Source organism: Georgenia sp., assembly GCF_054605595.1.
Genome location: NZ_JBTSDU010000009.1, coordinates 27,285 through 48,830, shown reverse-complemented (window position 1 = coordinate 48,830; position 21,546 = coordinate 27,285). Strand labels below are relative to the sequence as shown.

The window sequence follows — 21,546 nt, the reverse complement described above, 5'->3', positions numbered from 1 at the left end:
TCCTCGTCGCGTGGGGGTCTACCAGTCCGGTCCTCGTCGTGACGGTGACTCTGGTCCCCGCCGCGAGGGCGGCTACCAGTCTGGTCCCCGCCGCGAGGGCGGCTACCAGTCCGGTCCTCGTCGTGACGGTGACTCTGGTCCCCGCCGCGAGGGCGGCTACCAGTCTGGTCCCCGCCGCGAGGGGGGCTACCAGTCCGGTCCCCGCCGCGAGGGCGGCTACCAGTCCGGTCCGCGTCGCGACGGTGACTCCGGCCCTCGTCGTGAGGGCGGCTACCAGGCGGGGCCGAGCCGCACGTCGCGGCCGCCGCAGGATGTCAGGGACGCACGCCCGGACGAGCCGGAACTTCCGGATGACGTCGAGCCGCAGATGCTCGACCGGGCCGCACGCGGACCGCTTCGCACGCTGAGCAAGAACAACGCAGATCTCGTCGCTCGCCACCTCGTGATGGCGGGGCGGCTCATCGACACCGAGCCAGAGCTTGCTTATGAGCACGCCCAGGCCGCGATGAGACGCGCGGGTCGGGTCGACGTCGTGCGGGAGTCACTCGCAATCACCGCATACGCAACCGACCGATTCGCGGAGGCCCTTCGCGAACTCCGCACCGTCCGTAGGCTCTCGGGCATCGATGCGCACCGCCCGATGGAGGCGGACTGTGAGCGTGGTCTGGGCCGGCCTGAGCGTGCACTCGCCATCGTGACAGAGACTGACATGAAGACGCTGTCGGAGAGTGACCGGGTCGAGCTGGCGCTCGTGGCGAGTGGCGCCCGTGCGGACCTCGACGAGAGCGAGGCAGGACTGCTGGTTCTCGAGTCTCCGCTGCTCGACGCCGTGCGGGACCCGGAGTTGCTCCGGCGTATCTCGCTGGTGCGCGCCGATCGTCTCGAGGAGCTCGGGCGTACGGACGAGGCCGACGCGCTGCGTCACGCCGCCGGCCCGGAGCCCGTCGTCGAGGATGAGATCATCGTGGTCGATCTCGCCGATGGCATCGATGAGCCGGTGGATGAGTCGGAGCCGGTGGATGAGTCGGAGCCGGTGGACGAGGATGGGGCGTTCGCGCAGTCCGAGCTGCAGCTCGGACTGCCCGAGGAACCCCGCGAGAAGGAGTGACCGCTTGACCGCCACCACGCCCACCTCCCTGTTGGGGAGCGACGTCCCGCTCGCGGCCGCCTACGACCTCGCCCTCATGGACCTCGACGGGGTCTGCTACCGGGGGGCGGAGCCTGTCGAGCACGCGGACGAGGGGGTCGCCGCGGCCCGTGCGCACGGCATGCGGATGATGTTCGTGACGAACAACGCCGCGCGTGAGCCCCGGACCGTTGCCGACCAGCTCACGTCGCTGGGCATACCGACCGCAGAGCAAGAGGTCATGACGTCCTCGCAGGCGGCGGCCGCCATCCTCGCCGAGGAGCTCGCGGCCGGTTCGGTCGTCCTCCCTGTCGGCGGCGCCGGGCTGCGCAGCGCCTTGACCGAGGCGGGCTTCCGGCTGGCGGACACCGCGGCGGACGGTCCGGTCGCCGTGGTCCAGGGCTACTCCCCGGAGATCGGCTGGCGCGACCTCAGCGAGGCGGTCTACGCCATCGCTGCCGGGGCGCGCTACGTCGCGACCAACCTCGACGCGACCCTCCCCACCGAGCGGGGGATGGCGGTAGGCAACGGGTCGCTCGTCGCCGCGGTGGTCAACGCCACCGGCGTCGTGCCCGTCTCGGCCGGCAAGCCTCAGCCGGAGATCTTCCACCAGGCCGTGGTCAAGGGCGGCGGCGGACGCGCCCTCGCCGTCGGGGACCGGCTCAACACCGACCTCGCCGGCGCGCAGGCCGCCGGGATCCCCGGCCTGCACGTGCTCACCGGCGTCAGCGATGCGCGCGACGTCGTCCTCGCCGCACCCCAGGAGCGGCCGAGCTACCTCGCCGTGGACCTGCGCAGCCTCGCCGAGACCCACCCGGCCCCGGCGCTCGGCGCCGACGGCTGGTGGACCTGTGGGGTGGCAGCCGCCCGGGTCGCCGGGCCCGAGCCCCACGTGGAACTGCGGGGCAGAACCGCGTCGATCACGCTCGACGCCCACGAGCCCGCCGTCGTGTCGCTCGACGCGTGGCGGGCGATCACCGCCGCCGCCTGGGCCTCGGTGGACGCCGGCGCCGTGCTCACGGCCGCTCACGTGCCGCTGCTCGAGGTCGTCGCGCCGCGATAACCTCTACTCGACCCACCCGACCGGTCCGGAAGGAGACGACTGTGACGCAGCCCCCCACCCCTGCCGACCTCCGACCGCGCCGGAACGAGCAGGACCCCCTCGAGCAGCTCGACGAGCTCGACGGCACCCCGCTCGCGGAGCAGGTCGCCGTCTTCGAGGCCATCCACTCGCACCTGTCGGCGCGGCTGACGGGCGCCGAGAGCTGACGTGGCCCGCCTGATCCGCATCGACGCCGAGCTGGTCCGCAGGGGGCTGGCCCGCTCGCGCCAGCACGCCGGCGAGCTGCTCACCGCGGGGCATGTGCTCCTCGACGGTCAGGTGGTCACCAAGCCTGCGCGCCAGGTGAACCCCGCCCAGGCGCTGCTGGTCGACACCGCCGAGGAGGACGACTACGTCTCGCGCGGCGCGCACAAGCTCGCGGGCGCGCTCGACGCCCTCGGCGATGCCGCACCCACGGTCGCGGGCCGCCGCTGCCTCGACGCCGGTGCCTCCACCGGGGGATTCACCGACGTCCTGCTCCGGCGCGGCGCGGGGCACGTCGTCGCCGTCGACGTCGGGTACGGTCAGCTCGCCTGGCGGCTGCAGGCAGACCCCCGCGTGACCGTCCTCGACCGCACCAACGTCCGCACGCTCGAGCCGGCGCAGGTGGCCCCGGCACCCGGGCTGGTCGTGGGGGACATGTCCTTCATCTCGCTCACCCTGGTCCTGCCGGCGCTCGCCCGGGCGGCCGCGCCGGACGCCGACCTCCTCCTCATGGTCAAGCCGCAGTTCGAGGTCGGCCGGGCACGCCTCGGCAGCGGCGGCGTCGTCCGTGAGACGGCGCTCCACGCGGAGTCCGTCCGTACCGTCTCGGCCGCCGCCGCCGAACTGGGGCTCGACACGTGGGCCGTCGTCCCGAGCCCGCTGCCCGGGCCGTCCGGGAATGTGGAGTACTTCATCGCGCTGCGCCGCGAGCACCCGGGCGCCCTGCACGATGACGCGCTCACCGGGGCCATCGACGCGGCCATCCGCACCGGCCCGGCAGGGAGTACCCACAGCTTCGACAACCACGAGGAGAACACATGAGCCGCCGCATCCTCGTGGTCAGCCACGAGGGCCGGGACGAGGCCGTCGTCGCGGCGGACCGCGTCAGCCAGGACCTGCGGGCGCAGGGTATCGAGGTCATCCGCGACGGCACCGCGGAGGACGCCGAGCTCGTGATGGTCCTCGGGGGGGACGGCACGCTCCTGCGGGCCGCCGAGCTGGCCCGCACCTTCGACGTCCCTCTGCTGGGGGTGAACCTGGGTCACGTCGGGTTCCTCGCCGAGGCCGAGCCCGAGGCCCTGCCCGACGTCGTCGCCCGGGTCGTCGCCCGCGACTACACCGTCGAGGAGCGGATGACGATCGACGTCGTCGCCCGCACCCCGGACGGGGACGAGCAGCGCGACTGGGCCATCAACGAGGTCGCGGTGGAGAAGAGCACCCGCGCCCGCATGGTCGAGGTGACCCTCGGCGTCGACGGGCGGGAGGTCTCCACCCTCGGGTGCGACGGGATCGTGCTCGCCACCCCGACCGGCTCCACCGCGTACGCGTTCTCCGGCGGCGGCCCCGTCGTGTGGCCCGACGTCGAGGCGCTGCTCGTGGTGCCCATCGCGGCGCACGCGCTCTTCACCCGCCCGATGGTCGTCGGTCCGAACTCCGTGCTCGAGGTCGAGGTGCTGGCATACGACCAGACCGGCGGCGTCATCTGGTGCGACGGGCGCCGCACCCTCTTGGCCCCGCCGGGCACCCGGATCCAGGTCCGACGTGGCACGCAGCCCGTGCGGCTCGCGCGCCTGTTTCCCGCACCCTTCTCGGGCCGGCTCGTGGCGAAGTTCAACCTCCCGGTCACCGGCTGGCGCACGCCCCGGAGCCCCGCGTGATCGAGCAGGTCCGCATCGAGAACCTCGGCGTGATCGCCGCGGCCCAGCTCGACCTCGCCCCCACCTTCACGGTCATCACGGGTGAGACCGGCGCCGGCAAGACCATGGTGCTCACCAGCCTCGACCTCCTCCTCGGCGGCCGGGCCGACCCGGCGCTCGTGCGCCGCGGTGCCGAGCAGGCCTTCGTGGAGGGGGCGTTCTCCGTGGCCGAGGGCAGCGCCGCCGCCGAGCGCGCCGCCGAGGCGGGCGCCGCCGTGGAGGACGGCGAGCTGCTCGCCGTGCGCACCGTCCCGGCGAAGGGCCGTTCCCGGGCCTACCTCGGTGGCCGGACGGTGCCGACCGCCGTCCTCGCCGAGATCGGCGAGCAGATGGTCACCGTCCACGGCCAGTCCCAGCAGCTCCGGCTCCGCGCCCCCGCCCAGCAGCGGGCGGCGCTCGACGCGTTCGGCGGAGCGACGCACGCCGCGCGGTACGCCGCGTACCGCGCGGCCTACGCAGATCTCGTCGCGGCCCGCACCGAGCTCGGCGAGTGGGCGGAGGCGGCCGGGGCGCGCGAGCAGGAGATCGCGCTCCTGCGGGCCGGGCTCGACCAGATCGACGCGCTCGAGCCCCTGCCGGGGGAGGACCGGGCGCTCAAGGAGGAGGCCCAGCGCCTGGGCAACGTCGAGGAACTGCGCGCAGCCGCCGGGCACGCGCACCAGGCGCTCACCGGCGGCGCCGACGGCCCCGACGAGATCGACGCCAGCACGCTCGTGGAGTCCGCCCGTCGCAGCCTCGACCAGGCCGCCGACGACGACGCCGCCCTGGGTGAGTGGTCCCAGCGCCTCGCCGAGGTCGCCTACCTCCTCTCCGACGTCGGCACCGAGCTCGCCGGGTACCTCGCCGACCTCGACGCCGACCCGGCGCGCCTGGCCGCCGTCCACGAGCGGCGCGCCGCCCTGACCGAGCTCACCCGCACCCACGGGCCCGACGTCGACGCCGCCCTCGCCTGGGCGGAGCGCGCCCGGGCCCGGCTCGCCTACCTCGACGGCCCGGAGGACACCGGCCAGGTACTCCGCGACCGGCTCGCCCGCGCCACCGAGGCGCTGACCGCGGCGGCCACCGCCCTCACCGCCTCCCGCCGCACCGTGGGGGACCGGCTCGCCGCGGCGGTCGACGCCGAGCTCGCCGGACTCGCCATGCGCGGCGCCCACCTGAGCGCCCGCCTCGCCCCGCTGCCCGAACCCGGCCCGCACGGCGGTGAGGACGTCGAGCTGCTCCTGGCCGCCCACCCTGGTGCCCCGGCACGCCCGCTGGGCCAGGGCGCCTCGGGCGGCGAGCTGTCGCGGGTCATGCTCGCCATCGAGGTCGCGCTCGCCACCGACGGTGCGAGCCCCGACGGCCCGGACGGCGCACCGCGCACCTTCGTCTTCGACGAGGTCGACGCCGGCGTCGGCGGCAAGGCCGCGATCGAGGTGGGCCACCGGCTCGCCCGGCTCGCCCGGGGCGCCCAGGTGATCGTCGTCACGCACCTCGCCCAGGTCGCCGCGTTCGCCGACCGGCACCTCGTGGTCCGCAAGGACGCCACCGACGCGGACGGGGCCGTCACCGCCACCGACGTCACCGTCGTCGACGGGCCCGACCGGGTCCGCGAGCTGGCCCGGATGCTCTCCGGCCAGGAGGACTCCAGCGCCGCTCTCCGGCATGCCGCTGAGCTGCTCGAGCAGTCGTCCGTGCGACCATGAGCGGGTGATTGCTCACTTCCGTCGCCGCCGAGAGCCCGCTCTCGACGGCGGCACGCGTGGTCCGGCCCGCGTCGACCCGCGCACGAAGGACCTCACGAAGCGGCTGCGCCCTGGCGACGTGGCGGTCATCGACCACCAGGACATCGACCGCGTCTCGGCGGAGGCCCTCGTCGCCTGCCGGCCGGCCGCCGTCCTCAATGCCGCCCGCTCGACCTCGGGGCGCTATCCCAACCTCGGCCCGGGCATCCTGGTCGAGGCGGGCATCCCCCTCGTCGACGACCTCGGGCCCGCCGTCATGGCCCTGCGCGACGGCCAGGACGTCACCGTCGACGGCGGCGAGGTCCGCACCGGCGACAAGCTCCTCGCCGAGGGTGCCGTGCAGGACGCCGCCAGCGTCGAGGCCGCCATGGCCGAGGCGCGCGAGGGCCTGTCCGTCCAGCTCGAGGCGTTCGCCGCCAACACGATGGACTACGTCAGCCGCGAGCGTGACCTGCTCGTCCACGGCGTGGGCGTGCCGAAGGTGCACACGAAGGTGGCCGACCGCCACGTCCTGGTCGTCGTCCGCGGCTACCACTACAAGGAGGACCTGGCCATGCTGCGGTCCTACATCAGGGAGTACCGGCCGGTCCTGGTCGGCGTGGACGGGGGCGCCGACGCGCTCATCGAGGCGGGCCACACCCCGGACATGATCGTCGGCGACATGGACTCCGTCTCCGACAAGGCCCTGAGGTCCGGCGCCGAGATCGTCGTGCACGCCTACCGCGACGGCCGCGCCCCGGGGGCACGCCGCGTCGCCGACCTCGGCGTCGAGCACGTCGTCTTCCCGGCCACCGGCACCAGCGAGGACATCGCGATGCTGCTCGCCGACGACCTCGGCGCGAAGCTGATCGTCGCCGTGGGAACCCATGACACGATGATCGAGTTCCTCGACAAGGGGCGCTCCGGCATGGCCTCGACGTTCCTCACCCGGCTCCGCATCGGCAGCAAGCTCATCGACGCCAAGGGTGTCTCCCAGCTCTACCGCAACCGCATCGGGACATGGCAGCTCGTGCTGCTCGCCCTGGCCGGCCTGGTGGCCCTCGTGGTGGCCCTCGCCGCCACGAACGTCGGGCAGACCCTCTTCGGCCTGGGCGGTGCCTGGTTCGACGACCTGGTGAACCAGGTCCGCATACTGCTGGGCTTCGTGCCCTCGACGTCCACGACCTGAGCAGGAGAGAAGTCCTCACGTGATCGATTTTCGTTACCACATCGTCTCGCTGATCGCGGTGTTCCTCGCGCTGGCCGTCGGGATCGTGCTGGGCGCCGGGCCGCTGAACAGCACCATCGGCGACAGCCTCACCGGGCAGGTGGACGACCTGCGTGCGGACCGGGAGCGCCTGCGGGGCGATCTCGAGGGCGCCGTCGCCGACGTCACCGAGCGCACCACGTACATCGAGTCGGCCGCACCCGTCCTGCTGGCGGACCGCCTCACCGACCGCGGCGTGATGGTCGTGACGCTGCCGGGGGCCGACCCCGGGGACGTCGAGAGCGTGCGCAACGACCTCGCGACGGCCGGCGCGCGGCTCACCGGTGAGGTCGCCGTCACCGAGGCGTGGACCGACCCGGACTCCCGGGCGTTCCGTCAGAGCTTCGCCGGGCAGCTGCTCGGCTACCTCGACCCGCAGCCGGCGCAGGACGTCGACGTCGAGACCATCTTCGGGCTGGCGCTCGGGCATGCGCTCACGGACGCCGCCGTCGCCGAGCCCGGCCAGGAGCCGGCCGGGGACACCCTCAGCACCGACGCCGTGACCCTCCTCGACCTCCTCACCTCCGCGAACGTGCCCCTGGTGACCGTGACGAGCGAGCTGACCGGCCCGGCCGATGCCACGGTGCTCGTCGGACCGCGCCCCGCCGAGGCCCCGGCCGAGACCACGCCGGCGGAGGAGGTCGACGCCCTGCGCGAGGTCCTCGCCGCCCACGTGCGCCTCGCCGCAGCCCTCGGGGAGGTCGCACCGGCCGTGACGGTGGGGGCCGCCGTGACCGACCTGGACCTGGTCGAGGCCGTGCGGGCCGACGACGCCGCGTCCGCCACCGTGACCACGGTGGACTCCGTCGGCGAGGTGACCGCCACGATCTCCACCCCGCTCGCCGTCGCCGTGTCGATCTCCGGAGCCCGCGGCCACTACGGCTTCCAGTCGGGCGCCGAGGACCCGATGCCGCCGCGCGTCGACCTCACCCCGGTGTCGCAGGAGCCGCCCGTGGGCGGCGCCGATGCCCCGCCCGACGGCACCGCGACTCCCACGGACGGGACCACGCCCCCCGCCGACGGCACCGCATGAGCCGCGCGCTCGACCTCACCCTCCCGGCGGTCCTCGGTGCCGCCGCGACCACGGTGGCGGGCGCCGCGCTGGAGGACCGGCCCCCCGGCGGGCGGGTGCGATGGGACCGCAGCAACTACACCGGCCGCCCGGTGAGTCTGCTCGGGGGGGCCGCCGTCGGCGCCGCCTCGGCGCTCGCCCCTCTCTGCCTCGCCGGCACGCGGTGGCCCTCGGCAGGCGCCACGGGGCACCCGCCGCGCCCAGGCGCCGCGACGCCGGGGCGCGCCGCCGCCGCCGCGGCCCTGGCGGCCGGGGCGGCGGCCCTCGCCGGCCTGGTCGACGATCTCGACGACGACCCCGAGCAGCGCAGCACCAAGGGGCTGCGCGGCCACCTCGGCGCCCTGCGCCAGGGTCGGCTGACCACCGGTGCGCTGAAGATCGCCGGCATCGGTGCCGGTGCACTCCTCGCCGCGGCCGTGCTGACCCCACGCCAGGGCCGCCCGCTCCTCCGGGCGCTCGACACCGCCACGGGGGCCGCGCTGGTCGCGGGCACGGCGAACCTGCACAACCTCTTCGACCTGCGACCCGGGCGGGCGCTCAAGGTCGCCACCGCCGTCGCCGCACCCCTCGCGCTCGGCGGGGCAGGGACCGCCCACGGCACGGTCGCCGCCACCGCCCTCGGCGTCGCCGGTGCCGCGCTGCCGGACGACCTCGCCGAACGGAGCATGCTGGGCGACACCGGTTCCAATGCCGTCGGCGCCCTGGTCGGCGTGGCCCTCGCCGCCCACCCCTCGCGCGCGCTGCGGACGGCGGCACTCACCACCGTCGTCACCCTCACGCTGCTCAGCGAGAGGGTCAGCTTCTCCCGCGTCATCGACTCCACCCCCGCGCTGGCCAGGCTGGACGCGCTGGGGCGCCGCACCCGCTGATGGTGGCCGGCCGGCTGCGGGGCATGCTCGGCGGCCTCCTCGGCGCCGCGGGCCTCATCGCGGCCATCACCCTGCTCTCCCGCGCCGTCGGCTTCGTGCGGTGGCTCGTGCAGTCCTGGACCCTCGGCTCCTCCGCCACGGCCACCGCGTACGAGACCGCCAACACCGTCCCGAACGTGCTCTTCGAGGTCGCCGCCGGCGGTGCCCTCGCCGGGGTCGTCGTCCCCCTGCTCGCGGCCCCGCTCGCGCAGCACCTGCGCACCGACGTCGACCGCACCGTCGCCGCCCTGCTCAGCTGGACCCTGAGCGTCCTGGCACCCCTGACGGTGCTCGTGCTCGCCCTCGCCGACCCGCTCGCCGGGCTGCTCGCCGCCGGCACCGACGACGCGACCCGCGAGCTCACCACCACGTTCTTGCGCGTCTTCGCGCTGCAGATCCCCTTCTACGGGGTCGGCGTCGTCCTCTCGGGGGTGCTCCAGGCACAGCGGAAGTTCTTCTGGCCGGCGTTCGCCCCGCTGCTGTCCTCCATCGTCGTCATCGCCTCCTACCTCGCCTTCGGCGTGCTGGCCGCCGGCCGCCAGGACGACCCCGCCGCGCTCACCGCCGACGCCGTGGCCTGGCTCGCGTGGGGCACCACCGCCGGCGTCGCGGCCATGAGCCTGTGCCAGCTGCCCGCCGTCCTTCGCGCCGGGGTCCGCGCCCGCCCGTCGTGGCGCTTCCCGCCCGGTGTGGCGCGCCGGGCGGGGCGGCTCGCCGCCGCGGGGCTGGGGGCGCTCCTCGCCCAGCAGCTGAGCGTCGTCGTGGTGCTCTACCTGGCCAACACCTACGGCGGTGTCGGCACCATCAACATCTACCGCTACGCCCAGGCGGTGTACCTCCTGCCCTACGCCGTCCTCGCCGTCCCGCTCTCCACCGCGGTCTTCCCGCGCCTGTCCGAACGGGCCGGCGCCGGGGACACCCGCGGCTTCGCGGCGATGACGGCCGGCTCGACCCGTCTCGTCACCGGCGTCGCCCTGGCCGGTGCCGCCCTGTTGCTCGCCGTCGCCCCCGCCGCCAGCGCGATCTTCTCGCTGCGTGACGACATGAGCGGCATGACCGCCACGATCGCCTGGTTCGCCCCGGGCATCCTCGGCTACGCCCTGGTCTTCCACCTCAGCCGGGCCCTGTACGCCGTCGACCAGGGCCGCGCCGCCGTCCTGGCGACGGCGGCGGGGTGGGGTGTGGTCAGCGTCGGCTCGTGGCTCCTCGTCCGAGCCCTCGTCGCCGGGACCGACGCGACTGCGACGCTCACCGCGCTCGCCGCCGCCTCCTCGCTCGGCATGACCACGGCCGGTGTGCTGCTGCTGGTGGCCGTGCGCCGGGTGGGCGGCCCCGGGAGCGTCCGCGGCCTGGCTCGCACGCTCCTCGTCGCCGGCGGTGGCGCCCTCGTCGGGGCCGTGGCCGGTCGGCTGGTCACCGAGGTGGTGCTGGGCGCCGCGGGGACCGGAGCGGTGGGCGCCGTGCTCGCGGGGACGGCAGGGGCCGTCCTCGCCCTGCTGCCCACCACGCTGGCCGGGCTCGTGCTCGACCGCGACACCTGGCGGGTGCGCGCCTGGTCGAGCGACCCGGAGCCGGGCTGGACCCGCGCAATACTGACCGATGAGGGAGAGGACTGACATGCGGGTGCTGCAGCTGACCGGATCGAGTGCCGGCGGGGTGGGCCGCCACGTGCGCGAGATCAGCGCCCTGCTGGCGACCGGCAGCCGGCCGCTGGGCGCCCTGCCCCGCCCGGGAGAGCACGGCGACATCGTGGTCCTCGCCGGACCGGCCGACGTCCTGGCCCCCCTGCGCCGGAGCGGGCGTGGCAGCGACCGGGTGCGGGCCGCCGTCGTCGACATCACCGACCGGCCGCGCCTCGGCGACGTCGCCACCGTCGCCCGGATCCGCGGCCTCGCCCGCGGGGCCGACGTCGTGCATGCGCACGGCCTGCGCGCCGGGGCGCTGGCCGTCCTCGCGCTGGCCGGGCCCGGCGGCCCCCGCCTCGTGGTCACGCTGCACAACCTCCCCGTGGGGGGCCGGTGCGTGCGGGCCGTCGCCGGCGTCCTCGAACGCGTCGTCGCAGCGGGCGCCGACGTCGTGCTCGGGGTCAGCGGCGACCTGGTGGACCGGATGGGCGCGATGGGGGCACGCGCCACGGTGCGGGCGCTCGTCCCCGCCCCGGCGCGGCCCGCACCGACCACCGACCCGGCCCGTGTGCGTCGCGCGCTCGGGATGGCCGACGGCGAACGGCTCGTCCTCACGGTCGCGCGCCTGGCCCCGCAGAAGGGCCTCGACCTGCTCGCGGACACCGCCGCGATCCTCGAGGGCGGGGACCGGCCCAGGCGCCACGCGACGTCGTCGGGGACGTGGCGGTGGGTCGTCGTCGGCGACGGACCCCTGCGCGAGACCCTCGCCGCCCGTGCCGAGCGGGAGCACCTGCCCGTCCACCTCCTGGGCAGGCGCGACGACGTCCCGGACCTCCTCGCCGCCGCGGACGTCGTCGTCTCCACCGCCACATGGGAGGGCCAGCCCCTCGCCGTGCAGGAGGCGTTGCGCGCCGGCGCCGCCGTGGTCGCCACGGACGTGGGCGGCACGCGCGAGGTGACCGGGGACGCCGCCGTGCTCGTGCCCGGCGGGGACGCCGCCGCCCTCGCTGCCGCCGTCGCGCAGGTCCTCGCCGCCGACACCCGCCGCGACGCGCTGCGCGCCGCCTCCCGCGCCCGGGCCCGGGCCCTGCCCGGCCCCGAGGACGTGCTCGCCCAGCTGTGGTCGGTGTACCAGGCGTGACGGGTCGGCGCGCCGCACGGGCATTCGCGCGGTCCACGGCGGGGCACGGCACTCGAGCGTGGGTGATCGCACAGTCCATCCGGGCGCGTGTGCAAGCGCCCCACGCCCGTCGCTGCTAGGGTCGAAGTCCGTGGTCAACCATTCCGCCCGGCTACCCGGGAACCAGGCCAGCATCCCCCGCCAGATCTTCGTCACCGGCGGGGTCGCGAGTTCGCTGGGGAAGGGGTTGACGGCCTCCAGCCTCGGCCACCTCCTCCGCGCCCGAGGGCTGCGGGTGGTGATGCAGAAGCTCGATCCGTACATCAACGTCGACCCCGGCACGATGAACCCGTTCCAGCACGGTGAGGTCTTCGTCACCGACGACGGCACCGAGACCGACCTGGACATCGGCCACTACGAACGTTTCCTCGACGTCGAGCTCTCCGGCAAGGCCAACGCCACCACCGGGCAGGTCTACTCCACGGTCATCGCCAAGGAGCGTCGCGGGGAGTACCTGGGGGACACCGTCCAGGTCATCCCGCACATCACCGACGAGATCAAGGCACGCATGCGCGCCCAGGCGGAGCCGTCCGACGGCCAGGAGCCGCCGGACGTCATCATCACCGAGATCGGCGGCACGGTCGGCGACATCGAGTCCCAGCCGTTCCTCGAGGCGGCCCGCCAGGTGCGCCAGGACATCGGCCGCGACAACGTGTTCTTCCTCCACGTCTCGCTCGTGCCCTACCTCGCCGCCAGCGGCGAGCTCAAGACCAAGCCCACCCAGCACTCCGTCGCCGCGCTGCGCGCCATCGGCATCCAGCCCGACGCCATCGTGTGCCGCTCGGACCGCGACCTCCCCGAGGGCGTCAAGACGAAGATCGCGGCCATGTGCGACGTCGACCGTGAGGCCGTCGTGCAGTGCCAGGACGCCCCGAGCATCTACGAGATCCCCGCCGTGCTGCACGCCGAGGGCCTCGACGCCTACGTCGTGCGCCGGCTGGGCATGAGCTTCCGCGACGTGGACTGGACGGTCTGGGACCGCCTCCTCGAGCGCGTGCGCCACCCCAAGGAGCACGTCGAGATCGCCCTCGTGGGCAAGTACATCGACCTGCCCGACGCCTACCTCTCCGTCACCGAGGCCCTGCGCGCCGGCGGGTTCCACCACCGCGCCAAGGTGCAGATCCGCTGGGTCGCGGCCGACACGTGCGAGACCGAGGAGGGTGCCCGCAAGGCCCTCGACGGCGTCGACGCCGTGCTCGTGCCCGGCGGCTTCGGCGTGCGCGGCATCGACGGCAAGGTCGGTGCGCTGCGCCACGCCCGCGTCAACGAGATCCCCACGCTCGGGATCTGCCTCGGCCTGCAGGCGATGGTCATCGAGGTCGCCCGCAACGTCCTCGGCCTGGCCCAGGCCAGCTCCACCGAGTTCCACCCCGACACCCCCGACCCGGTCGTGGCCACCATGGCGGAGCAGCTCGCCATCGTCGGCGGCGAGGGCGACCTCGGCGGCACCATGCGGCTCGGCCGCTACGAGGCGGTGCTCGAGCCGGGCTCGCTCGCGGCCGAGGTGTACGGCGCCGAGCGCGTGAGCGAGCGCCACCGGCACCGCTACGAGGTCAACAACGCCTACCGCGACGCCCTGGAGAGCGTGGGGCTGAAGATCTCCGGCCGGTCGCCCGACTCCTCCCTCGTGGAGCACGTCGAGCTCGACCGATCCCTCCACCCGTACTTCATCGCCACCCAGGCGCACCCGGAGTTCAAGTCCCGGCCCACCCGCGCCCACCCGCTGTTCGCGGGACTGGTCGGGGCGGCGCTCGAGCGCCAGCGCGCCACCCGCCTCCTCGAGGTCGAGGCCCCCGAGACGGTCGGCCTCGAGCACGAGGAGCCGGTCGGGGCCGTGGCCGACGCCGGGACCGACCCCGCATGAACCCGGCGGACGAGCGGGACACCTCCCGGGAGGTCCTGACGCACCGGCGGATCCACCAGGGCCGCGTCTTCGACCTCGTCGCCGACGACGTCCGCCTCACCCCGGGCGATCAGCCGGTGGTGCGGGAGTACCTCGCGCATCCCGGGGCGGTCGCCGTCGTGGCGCTGCGGGAGGGGCCGGCGGGGGAGGAGATCCTCCTCATCCGCCAGTACCGCCACCCCGTCCGGGCCCTGCTGTGGGAGATCCCGGCCGGGCTGCTCGACGTCGACGGTGAGGACCACGCCGCGGCCGCCGCACGCGAGCTGTACGAGGAGGCGGACCTGCGTGCCGGGCGCTGGGACGTCCTCGTGGACTACTTCACCACGCCCGGCGGCTCGGACGAGTCGCTGCGCATCTACCTCGCGCGCCAGGTCAGCGAGGTCGCGGAGGCCGAACGGTACGCTCGCGTCGACGAGGAGAAGGACATGCCCACCGTGTGGGTGAGCCTGGACGAGGCCGTCCGCGCGGTCCACGCCGGGCGGATCCACAACCCGAGCGCCGTCGTCGGCGTCCTCGCCACGGCGAGCGCCCGGGCCCAGGGCTGGGCACCGCTGCGGCCGGTGAGTGCGTCGTGGCTGAACCGAGAGGAGCACCGATGACCGTCATCGTTCCCGTCACCACCGAGGGCCGCACGGGCCACAGCTGGGGCAAGGCCCCCCGCGTCGCCGTCGCCACCGTCAGCGCGGGCACCATCACTGCCTGGCAGGAGACGGACGTGCGCTGGGACGCCTCCCACGACGAGGGGACCGAGGGCTCCCACCACGCCCGCATCGCCCGCTTCCTGAAGGACCACGACGTCGACACGGTGCTGGCGCACCACATGGGCCCGGGAATGCAGCGCATGCTCGCCACCATGGAGATCACGGTCCGGCCCGTGGCGGCGGGGGCGGACGCCCGTGCGGCCGTCCTCGCGGCGGTCGCCGGGGACTGAACGGTCCGCAGCGGCAGGGGCCCGGCGACCGGAGAGCCGCGGTCGCCGTGGACGGACGCGTCAGCCGGCCGGGACCAGGCCCGGCGCCCGGGTGTAGAACGCGCTGCAGGCGTACGTGAGCGCGACGACCACGAGTGCGGCGCCGAGCATGTGCACCCCGACGAGGATCTCCGGCAGCCCGGTGAAGTACTGGGTGTAGCCGATGGCGCCCTCGGTGAGCGTGACGACGACGAGCCACGACCAGGCCCGGCGGGCCCCGGCCAGGGCGTCGTCGTCGCGGCGTCGCACGAGCCAGGCGGCGCCGGCCGCGACGAGCGCGACGAGCAGCCACACCGACGCGGAGTGGGCGCGGGTGATCAGCAGCGGGTCCAGCGCGTAGCGGAACGGCTCGTCGGCATCCCCGGAGTGCGGACCGGTGCCGGTGACGATCGTGCCGAGCACCACCACCGCGGCTCCGACGGGGGCCAGGACCCAGGGCAGCGCCCGCAGCCGCGGTGGCGTGAGCGGCCGCGCCGGGGCGTCCGCCGAGCGCAGGCGGACCAGGAGGTAGGCGGACACCGCGACCAGCGCCAGCGAGATGAGCATGTGCGAGCCGACGATGGCCGGGTGCAGGTCCACCCACACGGTCACGCCACCGATCACGGCCTGCAGCGCGATACCCACCAGCGGCCACCAGGCGAGGCGCCGCAGGCCCGCGGACCGCGACGCCGTCGGCTCGCGCCGGTACACCGCCCAGAGCAGGGCGACGGCGATGACCGCGAGCACACCGGTGAGGGTGCGGTTGCCGAACTCGATGTAGGGGTGGACGGACGTGGCCGCGCGGAACTGCGGGGTGAAGGATCCGGGCTCGCACATCGGCCAGCTCGAGCAGCCCAGCCCCGAGCCGGTCAGGCGCACCGCACCGCCGGTGACGATGATGCCGATCTGGGCCACCAGGTTCGCCACGGCCAGGCCCCAGGTGAGCGGGTCCAGGGGGGCGCGCGGGGGGCCCCCGCCGCCCGCGGGGCCGTCGGGCCGTGCGGTGTCGTCGGGGCGGCTCGGCTCGGTCGCGGTGCTCACCCCGCCAGCGTACGGGTCAGTCCCAGCGGAACAGGCGCGCCGCGAACCACGCTGCGGCCGCCGTCCAGGCGCTGAGCACGGCCACCGCGGCGAGGTCGAGCGTCCCGGTGGTCGCCAGCGTCCGCATCCCCTCGCCGAGCGCGCCGGAAGGCAGCAGCCGGACGAGCGCGGCGAGCGGCTCCGGCAGCGTGGCGGCCGGCACCACGAGCGCGCCGCCGGCCGCCATGAGCACCCACAGCAGGTTCGCGACCGCGAGCACCGCCTCCGGCCGCAGCGTGCCGCCCAGCAGCATCGCCAGGGAGACGAACGCGGCGGCGCCCAGCAGCATCAGCACCGCGGCGGCGAGCACCGCCGCGGGGGAGAGCCCCGCGCCGCGCCAGCCGAGCAGGGCTGCCACCACACCCAGCACCACCACCTGCGCCAGCAGGACGCAGACGACGGCGCCGAGCTTGCCGGCGAGCAGCCCGCGGGGGCCGAGCGGCGTCGTCGCGAGCAGGCGCAGCACGCCCCACCGGCGGTCGAAGGCCACCGCGATGGCCTGGGAGGTGAAGGCGGTGGAGGCCACGGCCAGCGCCAGCGTCCCCGCGAGCGCGGCAGCGGCGCGGTCCCCGGGCAGCGGGACGACGTCGGTGCGCACCAGCACCACGAGGACGATGGCAGGAAGCAGGAACGTCAGGAGGAGCTGCTCGCCGTTGCGCAGCACGGCCAGCGTCTCGAACCTGGTCTGGGCGAGCGTGCGCCGGGTGGTGAGCCGCCAGTGTGCCGCCTCGGGGCTGGCCGGACCGGCGATCGTCGGGGTTCCGGTGTCCTTCGTCATCGAGCGTCCTCCGCGGTCCGCAGCGAGCGCCCGGTCAGCGCCAGGAAGGTGTCCTCCAGCGTGCCGCTGGCGAGGGAGATCTCCCGCCGGCCGTGGCCGGCGTCCGCGAGCAACGTCGAGATCGTGGCGAGCGTGCCGGCGTCCACCGCCGCTCCGTCCGGGCCGTGCACCTCGACGACGCCGTGCGCCGTCGTCACCGTCAGGTCGTCGCGACCGGCCTGGGCGAGGCCGGCGCGCAGCATCGGGACCAGCGCCTCGGCCGCGTCGCCCGCCGCCACCCGGACGCGCCGGCCGCCGACGAGGTCCGCCGGTGCCCCCTCGGCCACGATCTGCCCGGCGTCGATGATGACCACATGGTCGGCGAGCTCCTCCGCCTCGGTCATCAGGTGCGTGGTCAGCACCAGCGACGTGCCCCGCGCACGCAGTTCCCGGAGCAGGTCCCACACCGCCAGCCGCGACTGCGGGTCGAGGCCCGCCGAGGGCTCGTCGAGGAAGACCAGGTCGGGCCGGCCCACCACCGCCGCGGCGAGCGCCAGGCGTTGGCGCTGCCCGCCGGAGAGGCGGCGCACCGGGGTGCGGGCGACGTCGGTCAGGCCGAGCCGCTCCAGCAGCGCCCCGGGGTCGAGCGGGTGGGCGTGCAGCCGGCTCAGGTGCGTGAGCACGGTGCCGGCGCGCGGTGCCATCGGCAGTCCGCCGTCCTGCAGCATCACGCCCACGCGCTCGCGCAGGTAGGCGTCGGCCCAGCGGCCGGCCCGGTCGACCCCGAGGACCTCGATCGTGCCGGCGTCGGGGCGGCGCAGACCCTCGCAGCACTCGATGGTGGTGGTCTTCCCGGCACCGTTGGGGCCGAGGACGGCCGTCAGCTCGCCGCGCCCGGCGGTGAGGGACAGGCCGCGGACCACGTCGCGGCGGCCGTAGGAGCGGCGGAGCCCGCGCACCATCAGGGCCGGGGCATCGGAGGTCGCCGACGGTTGGTGGGGCACCCCGCGAGTGTAGGCGGCGTGCCGCGCGTCACACGCAGGTGAGGGTGCCCTTCCTTGCATCGGGCCCTTTTGGAAAGGACAATGTTCGCTAATGGCCGGGGCCCTGGCGCCCACGGTCGGCGGGGTCACGACGGTCCCGCTCACCAGGAACAGCAGGCCTTGTCGGCAGGGAGGTGCGCGGCCTTGAGCACGTCCGTGGAACCCACCCACGAGATCGAGAGCACCACCCGCGACCGGGTGCTCGGTCTCATCGTCGAACGCGGTCCGGTCAGTGCCGCCACCATGGCGCGCGAACTCGACCTCACCTCCGCCGCGGTGCGCCGCCACCTGGCCCACCTCGAGGAGCACGGCCAGATCGTCGTGCACGAGCCGGCGGGCGCGGGGGTGCGCCGTCGCGGGCGCCCTGCCCGCCACTACGTCGCCACCGACGCCGGCCGGTCCGAGCTCTCCGACGCCTACTCGGACCTGGCCACCCGTGCCCTGGGCTTCCTCGTCGAGGTGGCCGGCGAGCAGGCCCTGGACGCGTTCGCCGCGGCCCGGGTCGGCGAGCTCGAGCGGCGCTACGCCCCGCTCCTGGAGCGGGCCGGAACCGCGCCGGGCGAGCGGGCCCGGGCCCTCGCGGACGCCCTCACCACGGACGGCTACGCTGCCACCACCCGGACCGTCGGCGCCGCTGGTCTCGCGCTCCAGGTGTGCCAGGGCCACTGCCCGGTCCAGGACGTCGCGGAGGCGTTCCCGCAGCTGTGCGAGGCGGAGACCGCCGCGTTCTCACGGCTGCTCGGCGTCCACGTCCAGCGGCTCGCCACGCTCGCCCAGGGCGAGCACGTGTGCACCACGCACGTGCCGCTCGCCCCCGCCCCGCCGCAACGCACCACCCAGGTGCGTGACCGTCCCAGCCGTTCCCAGACCCTCACGTCGCCCACCCGCGGCGTCACGGAAGGAAACTGATGACAACTCCCACCCAGCAGAGGGTCAAGACGCCGGACGCGCCGATGACCCAGGACGAGACGATCGCGTCGATCGGGAACTACAAGTTCGGTTGGCACGACACCGACGACGCCGGGTTGAACGCCCATCGCGGACTCGACGATTCGGTGGTACGGAACATCTCGGCCCTGAAGAACGAGCCGGAGTGGATGCTCAAGCGACGGCTCAAGGCGCTGCGGCTGTTCGACAAGAAGCCCATGCCCCACTGGGGCGCGGACCTGAGCGGCATCGACTTCGACAACATCAAGTACTTCGTCCGGTCCACCGAGAAGCAGGCCACCAGCTGGGAGGAGCTGCCCGACGACATCAAGAACACCTATGACCGGCTCGGCATCCCGGAGGCCGAGAAGCAGCGTCTCGTCGCCGGCGTCGCCGCCCAGTACGAGTCCGAGGTCGTCTACCACCAGATCCGTGAGGACCTCGAGGCCCAGGGCGTCATCTTCCTCGACACCGACACCGGTCTGCGCGAGCACCCCGAGATCTTCCAGGAGTACTTCGGCTCCGTGATCCCGGCCGGCGACAACAAGTTCGCCTCGCTCAACACCGCGGTGTGGTCCGGCGGGTCCTTCGTCTACGTCCCCAAGGGCGTGCACGTGGAGATCCCGCTCCAGGCCTACTTCCGCATCAACACCGAGAACATGGGCCAGTTCGAGCGGACGCTGATCATCGCCGACGAGGGCTCCTACGTGCACTACGTCGAGGGCTGTACCGCGCCGATCTACAAGTCCGACTCGCTGCACTCCGCGGTCGTGGAGATCGTGGTGAAGAAGGACGCGCGCGTGCGCTACACGACGATCCAGAACTGGTCGAACAACGTCTACAACCTGGTGACGAAGCGCACGACGGTCGAGGCCGGAGGCACCATGGAGTGGGTCGACGGCAACATCGGCTCCAAGGTGACCATGAAGTACCCCGCGGTGTACCTCATGGGTGAGCACGCCCGCGGCGAGACCCTCTCGATCGCCTTCGCCGGCGAGGGCCAGCACCAGGACACCGGCTCGAAGATGGTGCACATGGCGCCGAACACGTCCTCCTCGATCGTCTCGAAGTCCGTGGCCCGTGCCGGCGGCCGCGCCTCCTACCGCGGCCTCGTCCAGGTGTTCGAGGGGGCGACGCACTCCAAGTCGAACGTGCTGTGCGACGCGCTGCTGGTGGACCAGATCTCACGCTCCGACACCTACCCGTACGTCGACGTCCGCGTCGACGACGTCGAGATGGGCCACGAGGCCACCGTCTCCAAGGTGAGCGAGGACCAGCTGTTCTACCTCATGTCGCGAGGCATGGCGGAGACCGAGGCCATGGCCATGATCGTCCGCGGCTTCGTCGAGCCCATCGCGCGTGAGCTGCCGATGGAGTACGCCCTCGAGCTCAACCGACTCATCGAGCTGCAGATGGAAGGGGCCGTCGGCTGATGACCGCCAGCACCGACATGTCCACCGACCACACCCGCGCGACGGCGGACGAGGCACACAGCCACGGGGGTGGCACGGTTCCCGAGGACTCCCGCGCCGACCGGGGCACGTCCTTCGCCCTGGCCGACTTCCCGGTGCCCACCGGGCGCGAGGAGGACTGGCGCTTCTCGCCCGTCGACCGCCTGCAGCGCCTGTTCGCCGGGGGCCTCACCGGCACCGGTCCCGCCGTCACCATCGAGGCGGAGGACGCCGTCCGCTTCGAGCAGACGCCTCGCGACGACGCCCGCCTGGGTCAGGTCGGCGCCCCGGGCGACCGCATCGCGGCCGCCGCGTGGGAGTCCTTCCCGCAGGCGCACGTCCTCACGATCCCGAAGAACCACGTAGCCGAGCGTCCCGTGATGATCCGCATCGACGGCACCGGCGCCACCCCGGCCGCGCAGCACGTCCTCGTCGTCGCCGAGCAGCACAGCGAGTCCGTCGTGGTCCTCGACCACCGGGGCGTCGTCGAGCTCGCCCAGACGGTCGAGATCGACGTGGCCGACGGCGCGCACCTGACCGTGGTCTCCGTCCAGGACTGGGCCGCCGGGGCCGTGCACGCGTCCTCCCACCGGGCCCGGGTGGGCCGCGACGCCAAGCTCAGGCACATCGTCGTCACCCTCGGCGGCGACGTCGTCCGGATCACCCCGGACGCCGCGTTCACCGCCCCCGGCGGCGATGTCGAGCTGCTCGGCCTGTACTTCACCGACGCCGGCCAGCACCAGGAGCACCGCCTCTTCGTCGACCACGCCGTGCCGAAGTGCAAGTCCCGCGCCACCTACAAGGGCGCCCTGCAGGGCGACGGCGCGCACTCGGTGTGGGTCGGCGACGTCCTCATCCGCACGGCGGCCGAGGGCACGGACACCTACGAGCTCAACCGCAACCTGGTCCTGACCGAGGGGGCCCGGGCCGACTCGGTGCCGAACCTGGAGATCGAGACCGGCGAGATCGAGGGCGCGGGCCACGCCTCCGCCACCGGCCGGTTCGACGACGAGCAGCTGTTCTACCTGCGCTCGCGCGGCATCCCGGAGGCCGAGGCCCGCCGTCTGGTGGTGCGCGGCTTCTTCGCCGAGCTCATCAACCAGATCGGGGTCCCGCTGGTGCAGGAGCGTCTGCTCGCCGCCATCGAGGCCGAGCTCGACCGGACGATGGAGGCAGCCTGACGATGAGCACCCAGCACGTCCTGGACACCTCCGACCTCGAGCCCGGCGAGGTCAGGCGCGTCGACCTCGAGGCGCCGGACGGCTCGTCCGTGCCCGTCGCCGTCGTGCGCGACGACGCGGGGGAGTACCACGCCATCTCCGACATCTGCTCGCACGGGCAGGTGAACCTCTCGGACGGCGAGGTCGAGGGCACCACCATCGAGTGCTGGCTCCACGGGTCGATCTTCGACCTGGACACCGGCAAGCCGCTCAGCCTGCCGGCCACCAAGCCCGTCCCCGTCTACCTCGTGACCCTGGACGGGGAGCGCGTCCTCGTCGACGTCGACGCCACCGTCGACGTCATGAGCTGACGCCCCCGTCACCGAACAGCC

General features: G+C 74.3%; 21 protein-coding genes. 18 read left to right on the top strand and 3 right to left on the bottom strand.

The window, feature by feature from the left end; translation table 11 throughout:
- The first annotated feature begins 445 nt into the window (after positions 1–445).
- The 14 genes from ACYC1Z_RS02460 (at position 446) to ACYC1Z_RS02395 (ending at position 14,718) form a co-directional block, all read left to right on the top strand.
- Positions 446–1,108 (top strand): hypothetical protein, encoded by a 663-nt coding sequence (locus ACYC1Z_RS02460; RefSeq protein ID WP_461407972.1) that lies wholly within the window; start codon positions 446–448, stop codon positions 1,106–1,108.
- Positions 1,109–1,112: 4 nt separating this feature from the next.
- Positions 1,113–2,189 (top strand): HAD-IIA family hydrolase, encoded by a 1,077-nt coding sequence (locus tag ACYC1Z_RS02455; RefSeq protein WP_461407971.1) that lies wholly within the window; start codon positions 1,113–1,115, stop codon positions 2,187–2,189.
- Positions 2,190–2,230: 41 nt separating this feature from the next.
- A complete protein-coding gene (locus ACYC1Z_RS02450; RefSeq protein WP_461407970.1) occupies positions 2,231–2,395 on the top strand; it encodes a hypothetical protein in 165 nt (54 codons plus the stop codon).
- A gap of 1 nt (position 2,396) precedes the next feature.
- Positions 2,397–3,254, top strand: coding sequence for a TlyA family RNA methyltransferase (locus ACYC1Z_RS02445; RefSeq protein ID WP_461407969.1), 858 nt, complete (start codon positions 2,397–2,399; stop codon positions 3,252–3,254).
- Positions 3,251–4,090 (top strand): NAD kinase, encoded by an 840-nt coding sequence (locus ACYC1Z_RS02440; protein ID WP_461407968.1) that lies wholly within the window; start codon positions 3,251–3,253, stop codon positions 4,088–4,090. The genes ACYC1Z_RS02445 and ACYC1Z_RS02440 overlap by 4 nt, the downstream gene beginning before the upstream one ends.
- The gene (recN, locus tag ACYC1Z_RS02435; protein ID WP_461407967.1) at positions 4,087–5,814 is read left to right on the top strand and encodes a DNA repair protein RecN; all 1,728 of its coding nucleotides are present in this window, start codon (positions 4,087–4,089) and stop codon (positions 5,812–5,814) included. Before ACYC1Z_RS02440 ends, recN begins: the two co-directional genes overlap by 4 nt.
- 4 nt (positions 5,815–5,818) lie before the next feature.
- Positions 5,819–7,021 (top strand): putative cytokinetic ring protein SteA, encoded by a 1,203-nt coding sequence (steA, locus tag ACYC1Z_RS02430; protein WP_461407966.1) that lies wholly within the window; start codon positions 5,819–5,821, stop codon positions 7,019–7,021.
- A 19-nt stretch (positions 7,022–7,040) separates the two neighbouring features.
- Positions 7,041–8,132: a copper transporter gene (locus tag ACYC1Z_RS02425; protein WP_461407965.1), complete on the top strand. Its 1,092-nt coding sequence runs from the start codon at positions 7,041–7,043 to the stop codon at positions 8,130–8,132.
- A complete protein-coding gene (locus ACYC1Z_RS02420; RefSeq protein ID WP_461407964.1) occupies positions 8,129–9,040 on the top strand; it encodes a hypothetical protein in 912 nt (303 codons plus the stop codon). The genes ACYC1Z_RS02425 and ACYC1Z_RS02420 overlap by 4 nt, the downstream gene beginning before the upstream one ends.
- A gap of 2 nt (positions 9,041–9,042) precedes the next feature.
- Positions 9,043–10,695, top strand: a complete 1,653-nt coding sequence (gene murJ / locus ACYC1Z_RS02415; protein ID WP_461407963.1) for a murein biosynthesis integral membrane protein MurJ — start codon at positions 9,043–9,045, stop codon at positions 10,693–10,695.
- Positions 10,679–11,845, top strand: coding sequence for a glycosyltransferase family 4 protein (locus ACYC1Z_RS02410; RefSeq protein ID WP_461407962.1), 1,167 nt, complete (start codon positions 10,679–10,681; stop codon positions 11,843–11,845). The genes murJ and ACYC1Z_RS02410 overlap by 17 nt, the downstream gene beginning before the upstream one ends.
- Positions 11,846–11,975: 130 nt before the next feature.
- Complete coding sequence (locus ACYC1Z_RS02405; RefSeq protein WP_461407961.1) at positions 11,976–13,748, top strand: CTP synthase; 1,773 nt, start codon at positions 11,976–11,978, stop codon at positions 13,746–13,748.
- A complete protein-coding gene (locus ACYC1Z_RS02400) occupies positions 13,745–14,386 on the top strand; it encodes an NUDIX domain-containing protein (RefSeq protein WP_461407960.1) in 642 nt (213 codons plus the stop codon). Before ACYC1Z_RS02405 ends, ACYC1Z_RS02400 begins: the two co-directional genes overlap by 4 nt.
- Positions 14,383–14,718 carry a NifB/NifX family molybdenum-iron cluster-binding protein gene (locus tag ACYC1Z_RS02395; RefSeq protein ID WP_461407959.1) on the top strand — a complete coding sequence of 112 codons (336 nt, stop codon included), beginning with the start codon at positions 14,383–14,385 and terminating at the stop codon, positions 14,716–14,718. The genes ACYC1Z_RS02400 and ACYC1Z_RS02395 overlap by 4 nt, the downstream gene beginning before the upstream one ends.
- A gap of 60 nt (positions 14,719–14,778) precedes the next feature.
- Here the strand turns inward: ACYC1Z_RS02395 and ACYC1Z_RS02390 are convergent, their stop codons facing one another.
- Genes ACYC1Z_RS02390 through ACYC1Z_RS02380 form a run of 3 tightly spaced genes read right to left on the bottom strand, consistent with a single transcriptional unit; the run spans position 14,779 to position 17,535 of the window.
- The gene (locus tag ACYC1Z_RS02390; RefSeq protein ID WP_461407958.1) at positions 14,779–15,777 is read right to left on the bottom strand and encodes a COX15/CtaA family protein; all 999 of its coding nucleotides are present in this window, start codon (positions 15,775–15,777) and stop codon (positions 14,779–14,781) included.
- Positions 15,778–15,793: 16 nt separating this feature from the next.
- A complete protein-coding gene (locus ACYC1Z_RS02385; RefSeq protein ID WP_461407957.1) occupies positions 15,794–16,594 on the bottom strand; it encodes an ABC transporter permease in 801 nt (266 codons plus the stop codon).
- A complete protein-coding gene (locus ACYC1Z_RS02380) occupies positions 16,591–17,535 on the bottom strand; it encodes an ABC transporter ATP-binding protein (protein ID WP_461407974.1) in 945 nt (314 codons plus the stop codon). Before ACYC1Z_RS02380 ends, ACYC1Z_RS02385 begins: the two co-directional genes overlap by 4 nt.
- Before the next feature lie 225 nt (positions 17,536–17,760).
- Between ACYC1Z_RS02380 and ACYC1Z_RS02375 the strand changes: the two genes are divergently transcribed.
- Genes ACYC1Z_RS02375 through ACYC1Z_RS02360 form a run of 4 tightly spaced genes read left to right on the top strand, consistent with a single transcriptional unit; the run spans position 17,761 to position 21,525 of the window.
- Entirely contained in the window at positions 17,761–18,525 is a 765-nt protein-coding gene (locus ACYC1Z_RS02375; RefSeq protein WP_461407956.1) for a helix-turn-helix transcriptional regulator, read from the top strand.
- On the top strand, positions 18,525–19,976 hold the full coding sequence (sufB, locus tag ACYC1Z_RS02370) for a Fe-S cluster assembly protein SufB (RefSeq protein WP_461407955.1): 1,452 nt from the start codon (positions 18,525–18,527) through the stop codon (positions 19,974–19,976). Before ACYC1Z_RS02375 ends, sufB begins: the two co-directional genes overlap by 1 nt.
- Positions 19,976–21,175: a Fe-S cluster assembly protein SufD gene (gene sufD, locus ACYC1Z_RS02365; RefSeq protein WP_461407954.1), complete on the top strand. Its 1,200-nt coding sequence runs from the start codon at positions 19,976–19,978 to the stop codon at positions 21,173–21,175. The genes sufB and sufD overlap by 1 nt, the downstream gene beginning before the upstream one ends.
- Before the next feature lie 2 nt (positions 21,176–21,177).
- Positions 21,178–21,525 carry a non-heme iron oxygenase ferredoxin subunit gene (locus ACYC1Z_RS02360; protein ID WP_461407953.1) on the top strand — a complete coding sequence of 116 codons (348 nt, stop codon included), beginning with the start codon at positions 21,178–21,180 and terminating at the stop codon, positions 21,523–21,525.
- The last annotated feature ends 21 nt before the right edge of the window (positions 21,526–21,546 follow it).

Excerpts from the sequence above, each read along its gene's own strand:
- ACYC1Z_RS02460 (WP_461407972.1), top strand. The coding sequence starts at position 446 with ATGGCGGGGCGGCTCATCGACACCGAGCCAGAGCTTGCTTATGAGCAC.
- ACYC1Z_RS02440 (WP_461407968.1), top strand. The coding sequence starts at position 3,251 with ATGAGCCGCCGCATCCTCGTGGTCAGCCACGAGGGCCGGGACGAGGCC.
- ACYC1Z_RS02420 (WP_461407964.1), top strand. The coding sequence starts at position 8,129 with ATGAGCCGCGCGCTCGACCTCACCCTCCCGGCGGTCCTCGGTGCCGCC.
- ACYC1Z_RS02410 (WP_461407962.1), top strand. The coding sequence starts at position 10,679 with ATGAGGGAGAGGACTGACATGCGGGTGCTGCAGCTGACCGGATCGAGT.
- ACYC1Z_RS02400 (WP_461407960.1), top strand. The coding sequence starts at position 13,745 with ATGAACCCGGCGGACGAGCGGGACACCTCCCGGGAGGTCCTGACGCAC.
- ACYC1Z_RS02395 (WP_461407959.1), top strand. The coding sequence starts at position 14,383 with ATGACCGTCATCGTTCCCGTCACCACCGAGGGCCGCACGGGCCACAGC.
- ACYC1Z_RS02385 (WP_461407957.1), bottom strand. The coding sequence starts at position 16,594 with ATGACGAAGGACACCGGAACCCCGACGATCGCCGGTCCGGCCAGCCCC.
- ACYC1Z_RS02380 (WP_461407974.1), bottom strand. The coding sequence starts at position 17,535 with ATGGTGCGCGGGCTCCGCCGCTCCTACGGCCGCCGCGACGTGGTCCGC.
- sufB (WP_461407955.1), top strand. The coding sequence starts at position 18,525 with ATGACAACTCCCACCCAGCAGAGGGTCAAGACGCCGGACGCGCCGATG.
- sufD (WP_461407954.1), top strand. The coding sequence starts at position 19,976 with ATGACCGCCAGCACCGACATGTCCACCGACCACACCCGCGCGACGGCG.
- ACYC1Z_RS02360 (WP_461407953.1), top strand. The coding sequence starts at position 21,178 with ATGAGCACCCAGCACGTCCTGGACACCTCCGACCTCGAGCCCGGCGAG.